Source organism: Nitratireductor sp. WH36-1, assembly GCF_058725515.1.
Genome location: NZ_CM178970.1, coordinates 1,463,397 through 1,482,675, shown reverse-complemented (window position 1 = coordinate 1,482,675; position 19,279 = coordinate 1,463,397). Strand labels below are relative to the sequence as shown.

At 61.7% G+C, this 19,279-nt stretch carries 18 protein-coding genes; 10 read left to right on the top strand and 8 right to left on the bottom strand.

Annotation, left to right across the window (positions count from 1 at the left end; genetic code table 11):
- The first annotated feature begins 85 nt into the window (after positions 1–85).
- The 3 genes from AC4PTT_RS07100 to msrP all read left to right on the top strand — a co-directional run bounded on the left by AC4PTT_RS07100 (position 86) and on the right by msrP (position 4,981).
- Positions 86–1,621 carry a putative bifunctional diguanylate cyclase/phosphodiesterase gene (locus tag AC4PTT_RS07100; protein WP_492162385.1) on the top strand — a complete coding sequence of 512 codons (1,536 nt, stop codon included), beginning with the start codon at positions 86–88 and terminating at the stop codon, positions 1,619–1,621.
- A gap of 207 nt (positions 1,622–1,828) precedes the next feature.
- The gene (locus tag AC4PTT_RS07095; protein WP_206994110.1) at positions 1,829–3,877 is read left to right on the top strand and encodes an elongation factor G; all 2,049 of its coding nucleotides are present in this window, start codon (positions 1,829–1,831) and stop codon (positions 3,875–3,877) included.
- 120 nt (positions 3,878–3,997) lie between these two features.
- Positions 3,998–4,981 carry a protein-methionine-sulfoxide reductase catalytic subunit MsrP gene (gene msrP / locus AC4PTT_RS07090; protein WP_206548208.1) on the top strand — a complete coding sequence of 328 codons (984 nt, stop codon included), beginning with the start codon at positions 3,998–4,000 and terminating at the stop codon, positions 4,979–4,981.
- 241 nt (positions 4,982–5,222) lie between these two features.
- Here msrP and AC4PTT_RS07085 read toward each other — a convergent pair whose 3' ends face one another.
- Both AC4PTT_RS07085 and trxB read right to left on the bottom strand, forming a co-directional pair.
- The gene (locus tag AC4PTT_RS07085) at positions 5,223–6,113 is read right to left on the bottom strand and encodes a LysR family transcriptional regulator (protein WP_113155757.1); all 891 of its coding nucleotides are present in this window, start codon (positions 6,111–6,113) and stop codon (positions 5,223–5,225) included.
- 77 nt (positions 6,114–6,190) lie between these two features.
- Positions 6,191–7,165 carry a thioredoxin-disulfide reductase gene (gene trxB, locus AC4PTT_RS07080; RefSeq protein WP_492162384.1) on the bottom strand — a complete coding sequence of 325 codons (975 nt, stop codon included), beginning with the start codon at positions 7,163–7,165 and terminating at the stop codon, positions 6,191–6,193.
- A gap of 468 nt (positions 7,166–7,633) precedes the next feature.
- Between trxB and AC4PTT_RS07075 the strand changes: the two genes are divergently transcribed.
- On the top strand, positions 7,634–8,107 hold the full coding sequence (locus tag AC4PTT_RS07075; RefSeq protein ID WP_113155759.1) for an Lrp/AsnC family transcriptional regulator: 474 nt from the start codon (positions 7,634–7,636) through the stop codon (positions 8,105–8,107).
- A gap of 47 nt (positions 8,108–8,154) precedes the next feature.
- On the opposite strand, the gene AC4PTT_RS07070 is transcribed toward AC4PTT_RS07075, so the two are convergent.
- The 6 genes from AC4PTT_RS07070 to greA form a co-directional block, all read right to left on the bottom strand.
- Positions 8,155–8,937, bottom strand: a complete 783-nt coding sequence (locus AC4PTT_RS07070; RefSeq protein WP_283799557.1) for a glycosyltransferase family 32 protein — start codon at positions 8,935–8,937, stop codon at positions 8,155–8,157.
- Between the two features lies 1 nt (position 8,938).
- Complete coding sequence (locus tag AC4PTT_RS07065; protein WP_492162383.1) at positions 8,939–9,730, bottom strand: glycosyltransferase family 25 protein; 792 nt, start codon at positions 9,728–9,730, stop codon at positions 8,939–8,941.
- Positions 9,731–9,885: 155 nt separating this feature from the next.
- Positions 9,886–10,680 carry a glycosyltransferase family 25 protein gene (locus tag AC4PTT_RS07060; protein ID WP_492162382.1) on the bottom strand — a complete coding sequence of 265 codons (795 nt, stop codon included), beginning with the start codon at positions 10,678–10,680 and terminating at the stop codon, positions 9,886–9,888.
- The gene (locus AC4PTT_RS07055) at positions 10,674–11,423 is read right to left on the bottom strand and encodes a glycosyltransferase family 25 protein (protein ID WP_283799554.1); all 750 of its coding nucleotides are present in this window, start codon (positions 11,421–11,423) and stop codon (positions 10,674–10,676) included. Before AC4PTT_RS07055 ends, AC4PTT_RS07060 begins: the two co-directional genes overlap by 7 nt.
- Positions 11,402–12,496: a glycosyltransferase family 4 protein gene (locus AC4PTT_RS07050; protein WP_492162381.1), complete on the bottom strand. Its 1,095-nt coding sequence runs from the start codon at positions 12,494–12,496 to the stop codon at positions 11,402–11,404. The genes AC4PTT_RS07055 and AC4PTT_RS07050 overlap by 22 nt, the downstream gene beginning before the upstream one ends.
- Before the next feature lie 2 nt (positions 12,497–12,498).
- Entirely contained in the window at positions 12,499–12,972 is a 474-nt protein-coding gene (greA, locus tag AC4PTT_RS07045) for a transcription elongation factor GreA (RefSeq protein WP_113155765.1), read from the bottom strand.
- A gap of 278 nt (positions 12,973–13,250) precedes the next feature.
- On the opposite strand from greA, the gene AC4PTT_RS07040 reads away from it, so the two are divergent.
- The 6 genes from AC4PTT_RS07040 (at position 13,251) to AC4PTT_RS07015 (ending at position 19,235) form a co-directional block, all read left to right on the top strand.
- The gene (locus AC4PTT_RS07040; protein ID WP_492162380.1) at positions 13,251–14,384 is read left to right on the top strand and encodes a PQQ-dependent sugar dehydrogenase; all 1,134 of its coding nucleotides are present in this window, start codon (positions 13,251–13,253) and stop codon (positions 14,382–14,384) included.
- A gap of 109 nt (positions 14,385–14,493) precedes the next feature.
- On the top strand, positions 14,494–15,384 hold the full coding sequence (locus AC4PTT_RS07035; protein ID WP_113155767.1) for a DMT family transporter: 891 nt from the start codon (positions 14,494–14,496) through the stop codon (positions 15,382–15,384).
- Between the two features lie 85 nt (positions 15,385–15,469).
- Positions 15,470–15,898, top strand: coding sequence for a DUF3775 domain-containing protein (locus AC4PTT_RS07030; RefSeq protein ID WP_492162379.1), 429 nt, complete (start codon positions 15,470–15,472; stop codon positions 15,896–15,898).
- 282 nt (positions 15,899–16,180) lie between these two features.
- Entirely contained in the window at positions 16,181–16,813 is a 633-nt protein-coding gene (locus AC4PTT_RS07025; protein ID WP_492162378.1) for an extensin-like domain-containing protein, read from the top strand.
- A gap of 120 nt (positions 16,814–16,933) precedes the next feature.
- Positions 16,934–17,863 carry an extensin-like domain-containing protein gene (locus AC4PTT_RS07020; RefSeq protein ID WP_113155768.1) on the top strand — a complete coding sequence of 310 codons (930 nt, stop codon included), beginning with the start codon at positions 16,934–16,936 and terminating at the stop codon, positions 17,861–17,863.
- A gap of 73 nt (positions 17,864–17,936) precedes the next feature.
- Positions 17,937–19,235, top strand: coding sequence for a hemolysin family protein (locus AC4PTT_RS07015; RefSeq protein WP_492162377.1), 1,299 nt, complete (start codon positions 17,937–17,939; stop codon positions 19,233–19,235).
- Positions 19,236–19,279 lie beyond the last annotated feature (44 nt).

The window sequence follows — 19,279 nt, the reverse complement described above, 5'->3', positions numbered from 1 at the left end:
TTTTGCCGCGCAACATTCTTAACGCCCCCTTAGAGTTTCGTATTGTTCTCTCCGTCTCCAGGGGCCTTGGGGAGAAAGCGGGGGCATGAGCATCCTCTCCACCGTGCAGCGTAATGGCGAACGGTTTTACAGCGGCGTTCAAGCGCTTTTGATTTCAGCGACGGCGATGGTGGCCATCGCCTATTTTGCGCCGCCTGAGGAAAGCGCTTTCACGACCTGGCTGCTGCTGACCTGCATGGTGCTCAGTGTCGCAGGCCTGGCCCTGCTCACCTATCTGCGACGCACCGTTTCACAGCAGCTTCAGGATGCCGTGCGCATCGAAGCCGAGCGCCACAGGGTCACCGAAACCGACCTCATGACAACCGCGCTCACACGCGGCCGTTTTCTTGACGAACTGAGCGCAAGCATCGGCACGCTGTCCAAGCCGCGACGCATCATGCTCCTGCTCGTCGATCTCGACCATTTCAAGCAGCTCAATGACGGTTTCGGCCACCAGTTCGGCGATGAGGCGCTTGCGCATCTGGTCGCCTGCGCGCGGCATTGCTTTCCCGACTGCGCCATTGGCCGGCTGGGCGGCGATGAGTTCGCCATCCTGATGTACGGCAATGACCTCAACCGCTGCCGCACGCGCGCCCAGAAGCTGCTTGCCATGCTGCAGGACGGGCGCGCCTGCGAAGGACATCAGGTGCCGCTCAGCGCTTCCATCGGCATTGCCGTCGCGCCACAGCACGCGAGCAGCCACAAGGAACTGCCGCTTCTGGCGGATCTGGCTCTTTACGAAAGCAAGGGCGCAGGACGCGGCAGGGTGACGTTTTTCGATCCGGACATGCTGTCGGAGAAACGTCAGCGCCGTCTTCTCGAGCGTGAACTCAGGGCGGCCGTCTACCTCAACGAACTCGAACTGCACTATCAGGTGATCACCGACACGGAGCGAAACCGCGCGGCCGTGGAGGGGCTTGTGCGGTGGCGACACCCGGTGCGCGGAATGATATCGCCGGGCGAGTTCATCCCCATTGCCGAACGGTCAAGCCTGATCGACATGATCGGCGAATGGGTTTTCCGCCGGGCCTGCCTCGATCTGCACCGCTTCCCCGACAACCGCATCAGCATCAATGTCTCGGGCGAGCAGCTGAAGCGTGATGGTCTGGTGCACATGCTGGACCGCGTTCTGCAGGAGACGGATGCGCAGGCCAACCGCTTCATTCTCGAGATTACCGAAACCGTGGCCACCGCCGCCACGCCGGAGATCATCGCCCGCATCGTTCGGCTGCGCGAGATGGGCTTCCACATTGCGCTCGACGATTTCGGCACGGGTCACTGCGGCTTCAACTACATCAAGACGCTGCCCATCGATGCGATCAAGATCGACCGCAGCTACATTCACAATCTGGACGATGACCGCATCGCCCAGGTGTTCGTCTCCGCCCTCACCCAGATCGCGCGCATTCAGGATCTCGTCATCGTGGCGGAGGGGATCGAAACAGAGGAAGAGTTCCGGCTGGCCCGCTCGGCCGGCTGCAATCGCTTTCAGGGCTATTATCTGGGAAAACCGCAGCCTCTGCCCCCTTTTCGAGAAGCGCCCGGCCTCACTGAACGTCGGGCGCTAGCTCTCTCAGCCTGACGCCCCTTGCCCAAAACACGCAGCCGTGTGACGATATTTTCACGGAGAACGTCGGCGCTCCGGCATGCAGATGCCACGCACGGGTTTCTCAAGGGCGCAGAATGCTCCTGATCATCCGTCAACGCGCCACGACCGCGCGACGGCCGCCGAGGCCGGCCGCCGCTCATGAAACGTGTGGGTGAAACGCGTGACAGGAGACCGCCAGCCATGGGAACACGCTCGGGAGAAAGAAGCCGCGGACCGAAATGCATCGCCATTGTCGGTCCGTTTGCAAGCGGTAAGACCACCCTTCTTGAAGCCATTCTGGAACGTACCGGCGCCATAATGAAACAGGCCGCGACCGGCTCCGGCGCAACAGTCGGCGATCATTCGGCAGAGGCCAGAGAGCACCAGATGAGCGTCGAGGCGAGCATCGCCACGACGGAGTTTCTGGGCGAGAGCATGACCTTCGTCGACTGCCCGGGCTCGATTGAATTCGCCCACGAGGCCGATCCCGTTCTGGCGGCTGCCGACATGGCCATCGTCGTGACGGAACCCGACGAAAAGAAGATCGCCGCCCTTCAGCTCACCCTCCACCGGCTGGACGAGCTGGGCATTCCGCGCATGATCTTTCTCAACAAGATCGAGCATGCCACGCTCGGCGTGCGCGACATGCTGAAGATGCTGCAGCCGACCAGCGACACACCGCTGATGCTGCGCCAGATCCCGCTGCGCAAGGACGGCATTGTCATCGGCTCCATCGATCTGGCGCTTGAGCGCGCCTATATCTACCGCGAACACGCCAGCAGCGAGATCGCGCCCATCGACGACGACGACAGGGCGCGCGAGGTGGAGGCCCGCTTCTCCATGCTGGAAACGCTGGCCGACCACGACGACAAGCTGATGGAGCAATTGCTCGAAGAGATCGAGCCGCCGCGCGATGCGATCTTCGACGATCTGGCGGCCGATTTGCGCGACGGCAGTGTTACGCCGGTTCTCATCGGCTCGGCGGAAAAGGGCAATGGCATCCTGCGGCTGCTGAAGTCGATCCGGCACGATTCACCCGACATCGAAGCCACCCGCGAGCGTCTTGGCCTGCAGGAGACGGACGACACGGTTCTTCAGGTCATGAAGACCATCCACACGCCCCATGGCGGCAAGCTCTCGGTCTCGCGCGTGCTGTGCGGCACGCTCACCGACGGAACGGAAGTGCGCAACGAGAAGGCATCCGACAAGGTCTCGGGCATCTACACGCTGCTTGGCCGCGAGCAGAACAAGGTCGCCAGCGCACAGGCCGGCGAAACGGTTGCTCTCGGCAAGCTGGACGACGTGCGGACAGGCGATACGCTCACCACCGGCAAGACGCCGATTGCGCCGCTGATCGCGCTTGAGCCGCCTCAGCCCGTCTACTCCATGGCTGTGCGGCCCGGCGACAGAAAGGACGAGGCAAAGCTCTCGCTCGGCCTGCAGAAGCTGGCGGAGGAAGATTCAGCACTTGGCCTCGAACAGCGGCAGGAAACCGGAGAGACGGTGCTGTGCGGCCAGGGCGAGATGCACCTGCGCGTCACCCGCGAGCGGCTGGAAGGCAAATACCAGGTGCCGATCACCACTGCCCCGCCCAGCGTCGCCTACCGTGAGACGATCCGCAAAAACACCACCCAGCGTGGCCGCCACAAGAAGCAGTCGGGCGGGCACGGGCAGTTCGGCGATGTGGTTCTGGATATCCGCCCCCTGCCCCGCGGCTCGGGCTTCGAGTTCACCGACACGATCACCGGTGGCGTGGTGCCCAAGCAGTACATCCCGTCCGTGGAAGCCGGCGTCGTCGATTATCTGAAATGCGGGCCGCTTGGCTTTCCCGTCATCGATGTGGCGGTGAACCTTGCAGACGGCTCCTATCACAGCGTCGATTCCTCCGACATGGCCTTCCAGCTTGCCGGCAGGCTGGCCATGAAAGAAGGGCTTGGCGACTGTTCGCCTGTTTTGCTGGAGCCGATCCTCAAGGTGGAGGTACACACGCCGTCCGATGCGACGGCGCGGGTGACCGCCATCCTCTCCCAGCGACGCGGGCAGATACTCGGTTTTGACGCGCGCCCCGGCTGGAACGGCTGGGACGTGGTGGAAGCGATGATCCCGGCATCGGAGACCGGCGACCTGATCATCGAACTGCGCTCGGCCACGGCAGGCGTGGCGGGCTATCGCGCAAGCTTCGATCATATGGCCGAGCTTACGGGGCGGCTGGCAGACGCCGCAATGAACGCGCAGGGGAAGGCGGCGTAAGCGGCAACAGCCGCAGGGCTTCAGCCCCTGCGGCACACAATCGTGAAGTCGTGTGATTTTGACAGGCGGGCATCTGGCCCTACCACTTGGACAAACTGGAAAAGCAAGCTGGAGAAAGCCATGCCCGCCATCCACCGCCGCCCGCGCTGGGCGGTAGCCGAACATGCGGCCACGCCGGAAGACGTTTTCGCCAACCGCCGGACCATTCTGAAAGGGCTGGGGCTTGGCATGGGCGCGATTGCCGGCGCCGGGTTGCTGCCCGGGATGGCACGGGCGCAAGGCGGGGATGACGCCGCAGGCCGCACCGCCGCGCTTTATCCGGCAGAGCGCAACACGGCCTACACGATCGAACGTGACGTGACGCCGGAAGACGTCAGCAGCGCCTACAACAATTTCTACGAATTCGGTTCCCACAAGCAGATCGCGCGCGCCGCACAGGCGCTGCCCACCCATCCGTGGGACATCGAGATCGACGGTCTGGTGGAAAAGCCCATGACCATCGCCTTCGAGGATCTGGTCAAACGCATGCCGCTGGAAGAACGTCTCTACCGGCATCGCTGCGTTGAGGCATGGTCGATGACCGTGCCGTGGACGGGTTTTCCGCTTTCCGCCCTTGTGGCGCTCGCCAGTCCGCTCTCAGCCGCCCGCTATGTGCGTTTCGAGACGTTCAACGACCCGAGCGTTGCCGGCGGACAGAAACAGGTCTGGTATCCCTGGCCTTATGTGGAAGGCGTCACGATGGAGGAAGCGGCCAACGACCTCGCCTTCATGGTGACGGGCGTCTATGGCAAGCCGCTTGCAAAACAGTTCGGCGCGCCCCTGCGCCTCGCCCTGCCCTGGAAATACGGCTTCAAGTCCATCAAATCGATCCGGCGGATCAGCTTCACGGAAGAGCGGCCCGTCAGCTTCTGGGAAGAGATCGCGGCCAGCGAATACGGCTTCTGGGCCAATGTGAACCCGCAGGTTCCGCATCCGCGCTGGAGCCAGGCGGAAGAGCGTGTCCTCCACACGGGCGAGACCGTGCCCACGCAGCTCTTCAACGGCTATGGCGAAGAGGTTGCCGCGCTTTATGCGGGGCTCGAAAACGAACAGCTCTATCGCTGACAATCGCGATTTTGGGATGCAGATAAAAAAAGAGCCGGATCAAAAGAGATCCGGCTTAGTCATTGGAAGTGCCATATAGGCGAAACCTCCAGAGGGGAACACTCGCGGGGGCAAATGGGAGGAGAACGCCCCCGGGAGTGCTTCTCATATGGGCAATCGCCGCCTAAATAACAACCACATGATTTTGCAATTCACCCATGCAATTTTGCATGACACGCCGTATTTCTTTGGAAATACTGCGTCAAAATGCCCAATGACGCGATTTTGAAATCAAGAAATCGCGGAAGGCATGCAGCTTTGCCTGATTTTTCATCACGTTCGGATAGCAGAAATAGGTGTCGAAGGATGGCACCGCCGTTTCGGGCATAAGCTGCACGAGATCGTTGCTCTTGCCGACCACATAATCAGGCAGCATCGCGATGCCGGCACCACGCTGAACGGCCAGCTTGATCGACAGGATGTTGTTGATCTGAAGCGCGGTCTGGCGCTTTTGGCCCTCCGGGCGGCCAGCGGTCTCCAGCCAGTTCATGTCGCTCAGATGCGGCGGCACTGCCTCGCCAAACGTCACGATCCGGTGCTTGTCCAGATCCGCGATCGACGATGGTTTGCCATGCTTGTTCACATAGGATGGTGATGCGAACAGGTGGAAATGCACGGTGAACAGCTTGCGCTGAATGAGATCCGGCTGCTGCGGCTGACGCATGCGAATGGCGCAGTCGGCCTGCCGCATGGTCAGATCCAGCTCCTCATTGTCGAGGATCAGCTGCAACTCGATGTCCGGATAGAGTTCGATGAACTCCGGCAGACGCTCCGTCAGCCAGCCCGTGCCGAGCCCCACCGTGGTGGAGACCTTCAACAGGCCGGATGGGCGATCCTTCGCCTCGGTCAGCCGCACGCGCACGCTTTCGAGCTGCATCAGCACCTCATGCGCGGTGCGGTAGAGCATCTCGCCCTGCTCGGTCAGAACGAGGCCGCGCGCGTGCCGATGGAAAAGCGGCACGCCCACTTCCTGCTCCAGCGCACTCACCTGGCGCGAAATCGCCGACTGCGAAAGATGCAGTATCTCAGCGGCGTGCGTAAACGAGCCAGCCTCTGCGGCAGCGTGAAAAACTCTGAGCTTGTCCCAGTCCAACGCCTCGTTCTCCTCTGTCAGGCGCTCGTACCGTTATGGGCGTTGCCGCCCGGCTGTCGTTGCGTGTTGTTCCCGCTCTATTCGGCAGCCGCCTTTTCTGTTTCCAGCGCCGCCAGGTATTTTTCCGCTTCAAGCGCCGCCATGCAACCAAGGCCCGCCGCCGTGACCGCCTGGCGGTAGACATCGTCGGCAACGTCGCCCGCTGCAAACACACCCGGCACATCGGTCTGTGTCGTGCCCGGCTGCGTCCAGAGATAGCCATTCGGCTTCTGCTTCAGCTTGCCTTCAAACAGCTCGACCGCCGGCGCATGGCCAATGGCCACGAACACGCCGTGCGTTGCCAGCTCGGAAACCTCGCCCGAATGCACATTCTTGAGGCGCACGCCCGTTACCGATGCCGGCATTGGCGGCTTGGCCGGGGTGCCGGTGATTTCATCGATCACCGTGTCCCACATGACCTTCACATTCTCTTTCGCCAGCAGGCGCTCCTGCAGAATGCGCTCGGAGCGCAGTTCGTCGCGGCGATGAACCAGCGTTACGGTCTTGGCGAGATTGGAAAGATAAAGCGCTTCCTCGACCGCGGTATTGCCGCCGCCGACCACCACGACGTCGCGCCCGCGATAGAAGAAGCCATCGCAGGTGGCGCATGCCGAGACACCGAAGCCCATGAAGGTTTCTTCGGAGGGCAGGCCAAGCCACTTCGCCTTTGCGCCTGTGGCGATGATGAGGGCGTCACAGGTGTATTCCGTGCCGGAATCGCCCTTGAGCCGGAAGGGGCGCGAGGAAAGATCCGCTTCCACGATCAGGTCGTTGGCGATTTCCGCGCCGACATTCTCCGCCTGGCCGCGCATCTGCTCCATCAGCCAGGGGCCCTGGATCGGATCGGGAAAGCCCGGATAATTCTCCACCTCGGTGGTGATCATCAACTGACCGCCCTGCTCCATGCCCGCAACGAGAAGAGGCTTCAGCATGGCGCGCGCCGCATAGATGGCGGCCGTGTATCCGGCCGGCCCCGAACCAATGATGAGAACGGGTGCATGACGACGTGACATGGAGTGAATCCTTTCTTCCTCGATGGCCTGCAGAAGCTGACATCAGGTCGCTTGCCGGCTACAATTCTGGCTCAGCGCGCATCAAAGCAGCCACCCGCCAACGATACGCATTTTCTGGACGGCCGACCTATTAGGCCACCATCCGGACAATTCGGTGACATGATCTAAGTATTCACCACCCGATTGTGCAAGGCGAGGAATGCGTTTCCAACAGCTACCGAACGCCGCTACCGCTGTTTATCGCAGTCTGCATACCCTCAAACACGGTGGATAGAGCCCATCGCAAACAAATGCATTGCTTGGCTTGCCATGACGCATGCCCTAATTTCGGTCTGCGTGCAGGAGAGATTCTCGCGCGCTGGGGCGTTTCCGCATTTCGGGCTGTTCCGATGCTCCAGTAAAATGTAGATCGTCCTTTGTGCGCCGAGATGGACGCACGGCGATATGGCAACAGAATTGGGAAACACAATGCCGCTACAGGCCGATCTTGACGCAATCGACTGGAAAATTCTGCGCGAGCTTCAGGCCGACGGCAAAATGACCAATGTGGAACTGTCGCGGCGCGTCGGCATTTCCGCCCCGCCCTGTCTTCGCCGTGTCAAACGGCTCGAAGAGAGCGGCATCATCAAGGGGTACCGCGCCCTCCTGAATTCACCGGCCCTTGGTCTCGACGTGGTGGCGTTCTGCCTCATCGGGCTGCATTACCAGTCCGAGACGGAGCTCAAGACGTTTGCCGAGCGCACGCTCAAATGGCCAATCGTGCGCCGCGCATGGATGGTGTCAGGCGATTCCGACTTCATGCTGCATTGCGTGGCCCCGGACCTCACCACCTTCCAGACCTTCGTGATCGAGCAGTTAACCTCCGCGCCCAATGTCGACACGGTGCGCACCGCGCTCACCATCCGCCAGGTCAAGGACGAAGGCCTCGTCGCCATAGACTAGGCACGCGGAAGCTGCATATCGCGACTTCCTGCACTTACCCGGCATTGCTATTCGTAGTTTTCGAAATCGGGCGCGGGCACCAGTTGCAGAATGCGCCGGTGATATTCGAGCGTGAGCGGCGCAAGCACATCCCCAAGCAGAAAGCTCCACGGCACCGGGTAGCGTGAAGGCCCGTCGCCATAATCAACGCCCGGCACTTCCTTCGGGTATCGCGCGGGATTGGCCTTGAGATGCGGCAGAAGAATATCCAGCCGCTTTTCGACAATCGAAAGCCAGCGACCGGTCAGTTCCGTGTCAGGCCGGAAGATGAAAGCGCCGTTGCCGATCACATGCCCACGCAGCCGCTTTGTCCTGCGATAGCGCCAGGCCATCTCCAGCGCACCGGCCGGCCTATCCAGAAAATACCGCTGGCCCGCGATTTTCGACTTATGGAAACGCGCCGTGCCACCCGGCACTTCACCATATCCCGCGCCAAGCGCTTCTTCCCGCTCGATTGCCTCAAATGCGGGTTTCCATGAAGCGTGGCAGCGCTTGATGTCCGTGTAGCCGCCGCCGAAATGATGCATGAAATAGGCGCGCAGATAATCGGACTGGTGGATCGGCGAAAGAAACGCGAACGCCGCATGGAAGGGTCGTCCGGGCAGAACAAAGCTCGCAAGCGTCTGCTCGGTCACGAGGTGGACCCTGCATTCGCTTGTTGTCAGTGTTCGCAGCCCCTCAAGCCGCGTTTCGGAAAGCTCCGCTGGCCCCAGCCAGAACACGAAAATGCGGTCTCGCCAATCAGGTGCGATCTGATCACGGCTGGAAAGCCAGGAAGACGGATCCTGCATCTTAACGGAACTCCACGACCTGCCGCCGGCGTTTACCGGCAAGTCCCATGAGTTTGTTTGTCAGCGTCCGGCTTTCCTTACCCCAGACCTCGCGCAGCCTCTCGCCTGGCGGCAGCCTGCGCTTCACCTTGTCGTCGCGCCCTTCAATGCTGGTGTGCGGGTCATGCGTTCTGCCGTCGCCCGTCGTTTCCCATTGCTGAACGCAGATCGCCGGTGAAAGCTGATAGATCCTCGATGACTTGAAGACCGGCGAGAGACCACTGAAGAGAAAATCGTCCAGCGCCTCGCAGAATGCTTCGCTCTGCGACAGAAGCCTCTGCGCGCAATCGCGCGAGACGATGTAACCCGCCGCGCAATAGTGCGATGAACGCAGACGATGGAGCGCTCGACCATCGACAGCGCCACGGGCTTCTGCGTCCAAAAAGACACGGGATGCGGTCGTCTCGATCTTCACGATATCCGCGTCCTTGGGGATCCAGGCAGTGTCGCCCAGAACCGCGCCGGCATTCTCGCCAAGCAGAACATCATCCTCAAAGACAGCGCCAAAGCGCCCGCCATCCTCAAGCAGGGCGCGCCAGCAGGCCCGATGGCTCAGAAAACAGCCGACCTCGCCCGGCGTCAGCCGTCCCCAGCGCCCTTCCCCGGAAATGTGCCGATCCAGCTCGGACTGGTCCAGCAATCTGCCGTCGACGCCTTCGACGCGCGTAACCTCAAGCCCCGCCGCCCCGAAACGCTCGCGGAGCAGCGCCAGGCGATCTTCTGCCCTGCGAAGGTTTATCAGGTATAGCTTCATTTACTCGACACTGCCAATTTATTGCAGAAATCAGATTAAACCGACTCCTGAGTCGCAATAAACGACCTTATAAAATATCAATTGCCGCATAAATCGGGCGAGATCTAATTTAACCAACAAGAGCCCATCATTGTGGTGAGATCCGTCCCTTCCTTTCAGCGGAAAGGGACACGCACCCAGCGACGGTCGGAGAAAAGTCCGGTTACCACGCCGCTGATCACCCCACCCAATTGCTCGAAGGGGCGCGCCGCTTCACGGCGCAGCTTGTCAAAGCCCGTACGCCGCTTGGTGCGCCGCTCACCCTGCAGAGCGCTGCCAAGCGCCTGACCGGATGCCGGTTTCAGAAAAACTTCCTGGATCGCCACTGCGGGCATCAGCTGATAGATCGGCCTGCCATGCCACCCCGGCACCGTACGGTTGAACAGAAACTGATCCGCAGGATCGCAAAACGTCTCCGTCAGCGCCAGCAGTTCGCGCGCGCAGTCGCGGGAGATGATGTAGGCGCCCGCACCGGCATAATCGCGATGAAGCGCGAAGACGCCATGGCCCGCAATTTCCGCCACGGGAACCTTGCCCACAAGGGTCTTGAAGCGTGACGCTTCCACCTTCACGATCCCGCCGTCGGCAGGCATCCAGTCTCCACTGGCCAGCACTTCCCCGGCATTCTCGCCCAGAAAGAGGTCGTCCTCGCACACAAGCGTGTGGTTTTCCGCACTTTCCGCCGCGATTTCCCAGCATTTTCGATGGGAAAGAAAACAGGCCACCTCACCGACGCCGAGTTCGTAGAAATTCGGCTTGCCCTTTCGATACGCCGCAATGGTCTCGTCGGAAAGCCGGGCGGCATCAACCGCCACAACACGCTGAAACGCGAGCCCATGCGCGGAGAACTCCTTGCGCATGTGTTGAAGACGCTTTTTCTCCCGGTCGAGATTGATGACCAGAATCAGCATCGGTCTGCAGCCGACAGGCGTCGCACGGCCTGCCTGTACATGAAGCGGTGATACTCACGCGAGACCCGCTGCCAGGGCGTCTTGCCACCCTGAATCGTGCTGCCGCCCGTCTCCTGCGTGCGATCGGAAACGCCAGACGGAACAACGCAGACCGGCGTGATGCCCGTCAGCCAGCGCATCTGGAGAAAGGTGTCCACCGGACGGTCGAAACGTTCGCTGAGATCGAGCAGTTTTTCCGCCGTTTCGCGCGAAACCAGCTGGGCAGACGTGCGCAATTGCGTGATTTCGGGCGAAACCACGTCAATCCCATCACCGCGTGCAACAGTGCGAAAAGCGCCTTTCACAGGCCGCGTCTGAAACTGCACATAGGCAGCCCCCTTGCAGGCGGCCTTCCCCATCTCGAAGCAGCGCCCGAAAAGCGCGACGTCGAGCGCCACATCGTCTTCGATGATCAGCCCCGCATCGAGCCCGCGCTCCACGATCATGCGCCACACCTTGCGGTGCGACAGGAAGCAGGCCACTTCGGATTTGCGCAGGGCGAACGGATAAGCCGGCCGGTGAAGCTCCTTCACATAATGGCCTGCGATCTCTTCATCGCTCATTGCCTGACCGTCCACCGCGTTCACCACGCTGGCCTTGACCGGCAGTTCTTTCAGAAGATGATCCACCTGCTGTCGCCGGGCGGTCGCGCGCTGAAGGTGAATGATGAAGCCTTCGATCTTCACTTTGAAGCCTTTCGCCACAGATCCTCATAGATCCCGTTCAGCGTTTTTGCCTCACCTTCAAGGGGAAAATGCGACCGTGCATGCAAAAGCGCTGCATCGGCTGCCCTGCCCCGCAAGGCGTCGTCGTCCATGTAACGCGCTACCGCAGAGACCATCGCACCGAGATCATCAACGGCAACAAGCGTGCCCGCACCGCTATTTTCCAATAACTCGGAGAATGCGCCCACATCCGTGGCGACAACAGGCACCGCCGTCGCCATCGCTTCAAGCGGCGTCAGGCCAAACCCTTCCCAGCGCTGCGGCGCGATGAAAAGCGAAAGCGCACGGTACCAGGCGGGAATGTCTTCGCGGGTGCCAACGAAATGAACACGGTCGGCAAGTCCGGCAGCGCGCACCTTTTCCTTCAGCCCTGCCTCGAAAGCGGCGTGCGGCTGCGTCGCCTGACCGGCGATGATCGCAGACCAGCCCGGCCGCTCCGGCAGCAAGGCAATCATTGCATCGACGAAGAGATCAGTGCCCTTTTGATGCCGTACCCGGCCAAAGCAACCGACATAGCGCTGCCCTTCAGGCATGCCAACAGCCGCCGCCCCCTCGGCGGGGCCTGGCGGCGGCGAGAAGCGCGTGGTGTCGATGCCATGCATCACAACCTGATTGGGGACCTCGAGATAGCTCGCAGTCTTGCGGCTCGTCGCCACCACGCGGTCCATGCGCTTGATCAGAAAGCGCGTCCAGCGCGTGTGATGGCGCTGGGAGGCGGAGGTGAAGACCAGTTTCAGGGGCGCGCGGAAAACATCGCGCAGCACCACACCGGCCAGCATCTCTGGATTGCGCCGGGCATGCCAGACACGGAACGGACGGTTATGGGGTTTCAGCAAAAGACCCGGCACCTGCCACCAGCGCAGCTTCGGCAGTGTGTCGGGAAGGCCCGGCCCCACGGTTGTGATGGCCAGGCTCTCGGCCTGTTTGGGCACCAGTTGCACGATTGTGCTGGTGACGCCCGAAAGCCGCTTCTTGAAGTTCGGGGCCACCACTTCCACGTCTCTGACGGGAAGTGGCTGGCCGCTCGCGCTTGCGGGCACTTTGCCGGACATGGTCAGCCGTAGCGGACTTCTATCACTTCGTAGCCCCGCGCACCGCCCGGAGCATTCACTTCGATGGAATCACCAACAGCCTTGCCGATCAGCGCACGCGCGATGGGCGAGGAAATGGAAATACGACCGGCCTTCACATCGGCTTCCTGATCGCCAACGATCTGGTAGGTCTTTTCCTCTTCCGTGTCTTCATCGACCAGCATCACGGTTGCACCAAACTTGATGGTGTCGCCGGACAGCTTCGACACGTCGATCACTTCAGCGCGGGCGATGTAATCCTCGAGTTCGCCGATGCGGCCTTCATTGAGGCTCTGCGCCTCCTTGGCTGCATGATATTCAGCATTCTCCGAAAGGTCGCCATGCGCGCGCGCCTCGGCAATTGCCTCGATGATGCGCGGGCGCTCTTCCTGCTGACGCCAACGCAGCTCTTCCTTCAACGCCGCAGCTCCGGCGAGCGTCATCGGAACCTTGATCATTTCATTCACCTTCCAGACATGAAAACAGGAACAGCTTCCGCACGCGATGCGCGAAACGCCGCCCTGCCACAGGCGCAGACATAAAAAGAAACGGTCCGAAAGCTTCTGCCTGCGGAACCGCTTCTCATGGCCCCTGTCAATATAACAAGGTCATGACGTTTTTCACGCAAATTTTTGCGTTCCGAACGTACAACTGCTCCAATCGCGAACAAATCTGTCTTGCCTGAATGTGGCTACATCCTGTCTGTTGACGGAATCGCGTAATGGGAGAAAGTTTCATGCACAACCTGGTCCTGCGAACAGCTCTGGCTTCCGCCCTTCTGGCCCTGCCCTCATTTGCGGCTGCCAAATCGTTTGCCACGGACAAGGTGACCGTCTCCTCCGAAACGCTCGCCCGCGGTCTTTCCAATCCCTGGGGGCTCGATTTCCTGCCCGACGGCAGCGCTCTCGTCACGGAGCGGTCGGGCCAGTTGCGCCTTTACGCCGATGGCGCCCTCTCGGCTCCCATTCCGGGTGTGCCCGCCGTCGCCGAAACCGGACAGGGCGGGCTTCTGGATGTTGCAGTCGCGCCGGACTTTGCCGAGACGGGAACGATCTTCCTCTCCTATTCAGAACCTGGTGAGGGCGGAGCCGGCACGGCCATCGCACGCGCCACACTGCTTCTGGACGGCGAGACCCCACGACTTGAAGACGTGACCACCATTTTTTCGATGAACCGGAAAACCGGGGCCGGTCAGCATTTCGGCTCGCGCATCGTGCTGCATCCCGACGGAACGCTGTTCTTCACCATCGGCGACCGCGGCGAAGGCGGCCGCGCGCAGGATCCCACGGATCATGCCGGCTCCGTCCTGCGCATCAATCGCGACGGCAGCATCCCGCAGGACAACCCATTTGCAAACACGCCCGACGCCGCGCACGAGATCTGGTCCATGGGGCACAGAAACCCGCAGGGCATGGTCTTCGATCCCGTCACCCAGTCGATCTGGACGGTGGAACATGGCGCGCGCGGCGGGGATGAAGTCAATCGCCCCGAGGCCTGCAAGAACTATGGCTGGCCGGTCATCTCCTACGGGGTCAATTACAGCGGAACGCAGATCGGTCAGGGAACCGAAGCCCCCGGCTACGAACAGCCGGAATATTACTGGGACCCCTCCATCGCCCCGTCGGGAGCGGCTGTCTATGAAGGCGAAATGTTCCCCGAATGGGAAGGTGATCTTCTGGTTGCGGCCCTTAAATACCACCTCGTTGCCCGTCTCGAACGCGATGAGGACGGGGAAATCACCGGTGAGGAACGCCTGTTCCGGGGCGCGTTCGGCCGTATCCGCGATGTGAATGTCGCGCCTGACGGTTCGATCTGGCTTCTGACCGACAAGCGCAAGGGTGAGATCATCCGCATATTCCGACCGGAATAGCCCGAAACTTTCCTGCCGTTCTGGACCATAGGCCGCCGGGCCTGCGGCCCTTGCGCCGCAGGGTTGCGCTGCGTAAGGAATACGCTCTTTCTACGATCCGGATACGCGCATGACACGGGTTCAGGCCAATCTTCTTCTGCTTCTTGCCGGCGCCATGTGGGGCATGGGCTTTGTTGCCCAGTCCACGGCCATGGATGCGATTGGCCCGTTCCTTTTCATCGGTCTGCGCTTTGCAATCGCCTGCCTCTCGGTGCTGCCCTTCGCCCTGTGGGAAAGCCGCCGCAGCACAGCGAGCCTGACGGTTCTGGACAAGCGCAATTTCGTGGTCATCGGCGTGCTCCTCTTTGCCGGCATGGCTGCGCAGCAGGTGGGGCTTCTTACAACGACCGTCACCAATTCCGGTTTTCTGACCGGGCTTTATGTGGTGATGGTCCCCTTTCTCGCCGTCCTCCTGTTTCGGCAATGGCCGCACCGGATTGTCTGGCCGGCAGCACTTTCCGCCCTTGCCGGCATCTGGCTCCTTTCCGGCGCAGGCAAGGTTTCGCTCCAGATCGGCGACTGGCTCACGATCCTCTGCGCCCTGTTCTGGGCTCTTCAGGTGATCATGATCGGGCGCAGCGCCAGCCACACGGGGCGTCCCGTCACCCTGTCCGTGACACAGTTCGGGGTAACTGCCGTCATCGCGCTCGCCATCGCTTCATTTATAGAGCCCATCGATCTTGCCGCCATCCGCATCGCGCTGCCGGAAATCCTCTATGCGGGCGTCTTTTCCGGCGGCATCGCCTTCACGCTGCAGGTCATCGGCCAGCGCTACACGACAGCGCCGCAGGCAGCCATTTTCCTCTCCACCGAGGCCGTGTTTGCCGCCCTGTTTGGCGCGATTTTCCTCGGAGAACGGCTTCCGCCGCTTGGCCTTGCCGGCTGCGGACTGATCTTTGCGGCGATCCTTGCCGTCGAGATCGTTCCCGCCATCCGCAGCCGCCGGCGAAGCGTGGCCTGAGCGTTTTCTCACGGAGCGATCGACAGGCATCGCGCTTTCAACATTTTCTGCGCTATCATGACAGCGTTTGCTGGAGGATATGGACGTGCAGAAGCCTGTCGAACGAGAATGGGAACTGTCGATCGATCCCGACACAGTGCGCCTGCTCGCAGGCAAGGCGCGCGCCATCAGCGCCGGCCTCAACAGCGACTATGACGACGGCCATGAGCATGAAGTGGAGATCGATGGCGAAGCGCGCGACACCCACCAGCATGACGGCCTCATTGAAGAGGAAGAAGAGGATCTGACGGAAGAGGAGTTCCGCGAACTCGTGGCCGACCTCAACGTGGATGAAGCGGCCGAACTGATGGCGCTCGCCTGGATCGGTCGGGGCGACTACGACATCAGCGAATGGTCCCATGCCGTCAATGACGCCAAACAGCACGGCGCAAAACGGGTGGCGACCTATCTTCTCGGCATGCCGATGCTCGGCGACTGGCTGGATGAAGCCCTCGACGCCATTGGCGCGCGATAAAATGCCGATCAGAAAAAGCGCTTATTTCCCGATTATCGGGTTTTGATGCAATCAACCCGCATGATCCACAGACCTGCCGTCCGGCGCGCCTTTCGGCCCATTCTGCTCAGTCTTTTCGCGCTGACACTGTCTCCGGCGCAGAGTGTCCTTGCCGAAAAGGGCGGGCGCATCACGCTTCCCTCTTCGGGACCCATTCCGCATATGCGGGGTGAGGTAAAGCGTCAGGAGATGTCGGTCGTTGTGCCGATCCCCTCTCCGCGCCCGACCGACAAAGGCAAAGAAATGGACAAAGAAAAAGAAAAGGCCGGGACCAAAAAGGATCAGCCAGCACCGCAGCGCAAGGATCAGCCCAGACTACAAAGCACACCGAAGGAAGAAACAGCCTGCCGCAAGGCGCTGTCCGAGCTTGGCGTCACCTTCGAGGATCGGGAGCCGATTGGGGACAAGGACATCGGCTGCAGCATCCCGCATCCCCTTGTCATCAAAGACCTGTCGCGGAAGATTTCGCTGGAGCCTGAAGCCACGCTCAACTGCACGACTGCGCTGGCGCTGGCCCGCTTCTTCGCCGGGCAGGTGCCAGCCCTTGCTCGCAAGCACCTGAAGCAACCCATTCGTTCAGTGCGTCACGCCTCCGCCTATGTCTGCCGCGCGCGCAACGGCACGAACACGCTCTCCGAACACGCCTTCGGCAATGCGCTCGACATTGCAGCCTTCACGCTGGCAGACGGCACCACACTGACCGTCTCCAAGAAGGACGACCTCAAGAGCGACGGTGCGCGCTTTCTCGACGCGTTCCGCAAGGCGGCCTGCGGCCCGTTCCTCACCGTGCTCGGTCCCGGCAGCGACGCGGACCACGCCGATCACTTTCATCTGGACATGAAATCGCGCCGCAACGACCGCCCCTATTGCCGATAGGTCCTCCCCCTCGCCACAAAGACGTCACAGGTCTGAACGGCGTCACTGATACTTCCTTTACCTTGACGCGCTAACCTTCAGCTTCTCTCAGCAAATTCGAGAGGTGACGGGGGCGTGTTCATGGCGGGTATTCGAGTTGACAGGCTGGTTGCACCGGTGCGGCGTCCGCGCGTGCGGCTCATGCTCGCCGGCCTGACGCTTGCAACCCTCTCCGCCTGTTCCGTCAGCGATGTGATGTCGCCGCGACCGTCCGTGGATCTCGGTGTGCGCACCGCTGCCGTTCCCGCGGCCACGGTGAGCCAGATCGCACCGCCAGCGCCAGTCATGCAACAGGTTGCGCCGCCGGCACCGGTTCAGGCTCAGCTGGTGCAACCCGCAGCACCGGCTGCATCACCGGCGCCGGCCAGGGCGCAGGGCCTTCAGGCGCTCGTCCCGTCCAATCCGATGATGGTGTCCTATCCGCGTTTTACCGTACCGCGTGACGAAAGCTCCGCGCGCGTCATGCCGCCGGAAGAGGTCGCATGCCGCAAACGCCTGAAACGCCTGGGCGTCCAGTATCAGGATCTTGAGCCGATCAATGATGGCGGCGCATGCCGCATCGACTGGCCGATCAAGGTCAGCGGACTGTCCGGCGGCATCGAGATGGCGCCCGCAGCGACGCTTAACTGCCAGATGGCCGAAACCTTCGCCCGCTGGACAAAGAACGAGCTCGCACCAGCCGCACGCACCCGCTATTTCACCGGCATCGGCAAGATCCGCCAGGGCTCGAGCTATTCGTGCCGACGGATCGCCGGAACCAGCGTCGCCTCGGAGCATTCCAAGGGCAACGCGCTCGACGTGATGAGTGTGGAACTGAAGAACGGACGCGAAGTCGATGTGCGCAAGCCCGGCTTCTTCGCCTTCCGCCAGCGCGGCCTGCTCAACTCGGTTCGCGCCGAAGGCTGCGACTATTTCACCACCGTTCTCGGCCCCGGCTACAATTACGATCACCGCGATCATTTCCACTTCGACCTGAAGGGCCGCCGCAACGGCTATCGCGCCTGCAAGTAAAGCTGTGCGCTGAAACAGTCATACACACACGCCAAGGCTCGCGCCGTTCTTTCCGGGGTGCTAAAGAGCAACCATGCTCATCGTTGAAATCGTCATTCTGTTCGTCCTCATTCTCTTCAACGGCTTCATGGCCATGTCGGAGCTTGCCGTGGTGTCGGCAAGGCCCGCGCGCCTCAAGTCGCGCGCCGATCAGGGGCAGCGGGGTGCGGCCCGCGCACTGGCGCTTTCCGCCGATCCCGGCCGTTTTCTCTCCACGGTGCAGATCGGCATCACGCTGGTCGGCGTCCTTTCCGGCGCCTTCTCCGGCGCAACGCTGGGCACCCGGCTTTCGGAATGGCTGATTACGCAGGGCTTTTCGACCAACGTGGCAAACCCGCTTGGCGTCGGCATCGTCGTGGCGCTCATCACCTATGTGTCGCTGATCGTCGGCGAGCTGGTGCCCAAGCAGATCGCGCTCAAGAATGCCGAGGGCATTGCGGTCAAGGTCGCGCCGATCATGGGGCTCCTGTCACGCATCACCCTGCCCCTCGTCTGGCTGCTCGACGTGTCGGGCCGTCTGGTTCTGGCGCTGCTCGGGCAGAGCGCGGAATCGAGCCAGCGCGTAACGGATGAGGAAATCAGGACCCTGATCGCCGAAGCCGAGAGCAGCGGCACCATCGAATCCGACGAGCGCCGCATGATTGCCGGCGTGATGCGTCTTGCCGACCGCAAGGCCCGCGCCATCATGACGCCGCGTGGCGAAATCGACTGGCTGGACCTCTCCGCAGGCGAAGAGGCGCTGGCGGCCAACCTGAAGACCTCGGGACACTCACTCCTGCCGGCCGGCGAAGGCTCGATTGACGAGATTGTGGGTGTCGTCAAACTGCGCGACCTTCTGGCATCCGATCTCGCGGGCGACCCCCTCGACATTCGCGCCCATGTGCGCCCTGCCCCCGTGGTGCATGACATGGCGGATGCGCTGGATGTGCTTTCCATCCTGCGCGACGCCGACATGCCCATGGCGCTTGTGCATGACGAGCACGGTCATTTCGAGGGCATCGTCACGCCGTCGGATATTCTGGAATCGATTGCCGGCCTGTTCCGCGCCGATGCCGAAGAAGGCGAGATGGACATTGTCGAGCGCGCTGACGGCTCTTGGCTGCTGCCGGGCTCCATGCCCGCCGACGAAATGGCGGACCATCTGGGCTTCACCCTGCCGCTTGACCGCAGCTACACGACGCTCGCCGGCTTCCTTCTGTCCGAGTTCACGCATCTGCCGAAGACCGGCGAAAGCACCGATGCGATGGGCTGGCGGTTTGAGATCATGGATCTCGACAATCGTCGCATCGACCGTGTACTGGCGACCCGCCTCGACGAGACGCCGGAGGCCTGAGCGCCGTGCGTCCATTCGGACGCACAAAGGACGCTCTAACCTGT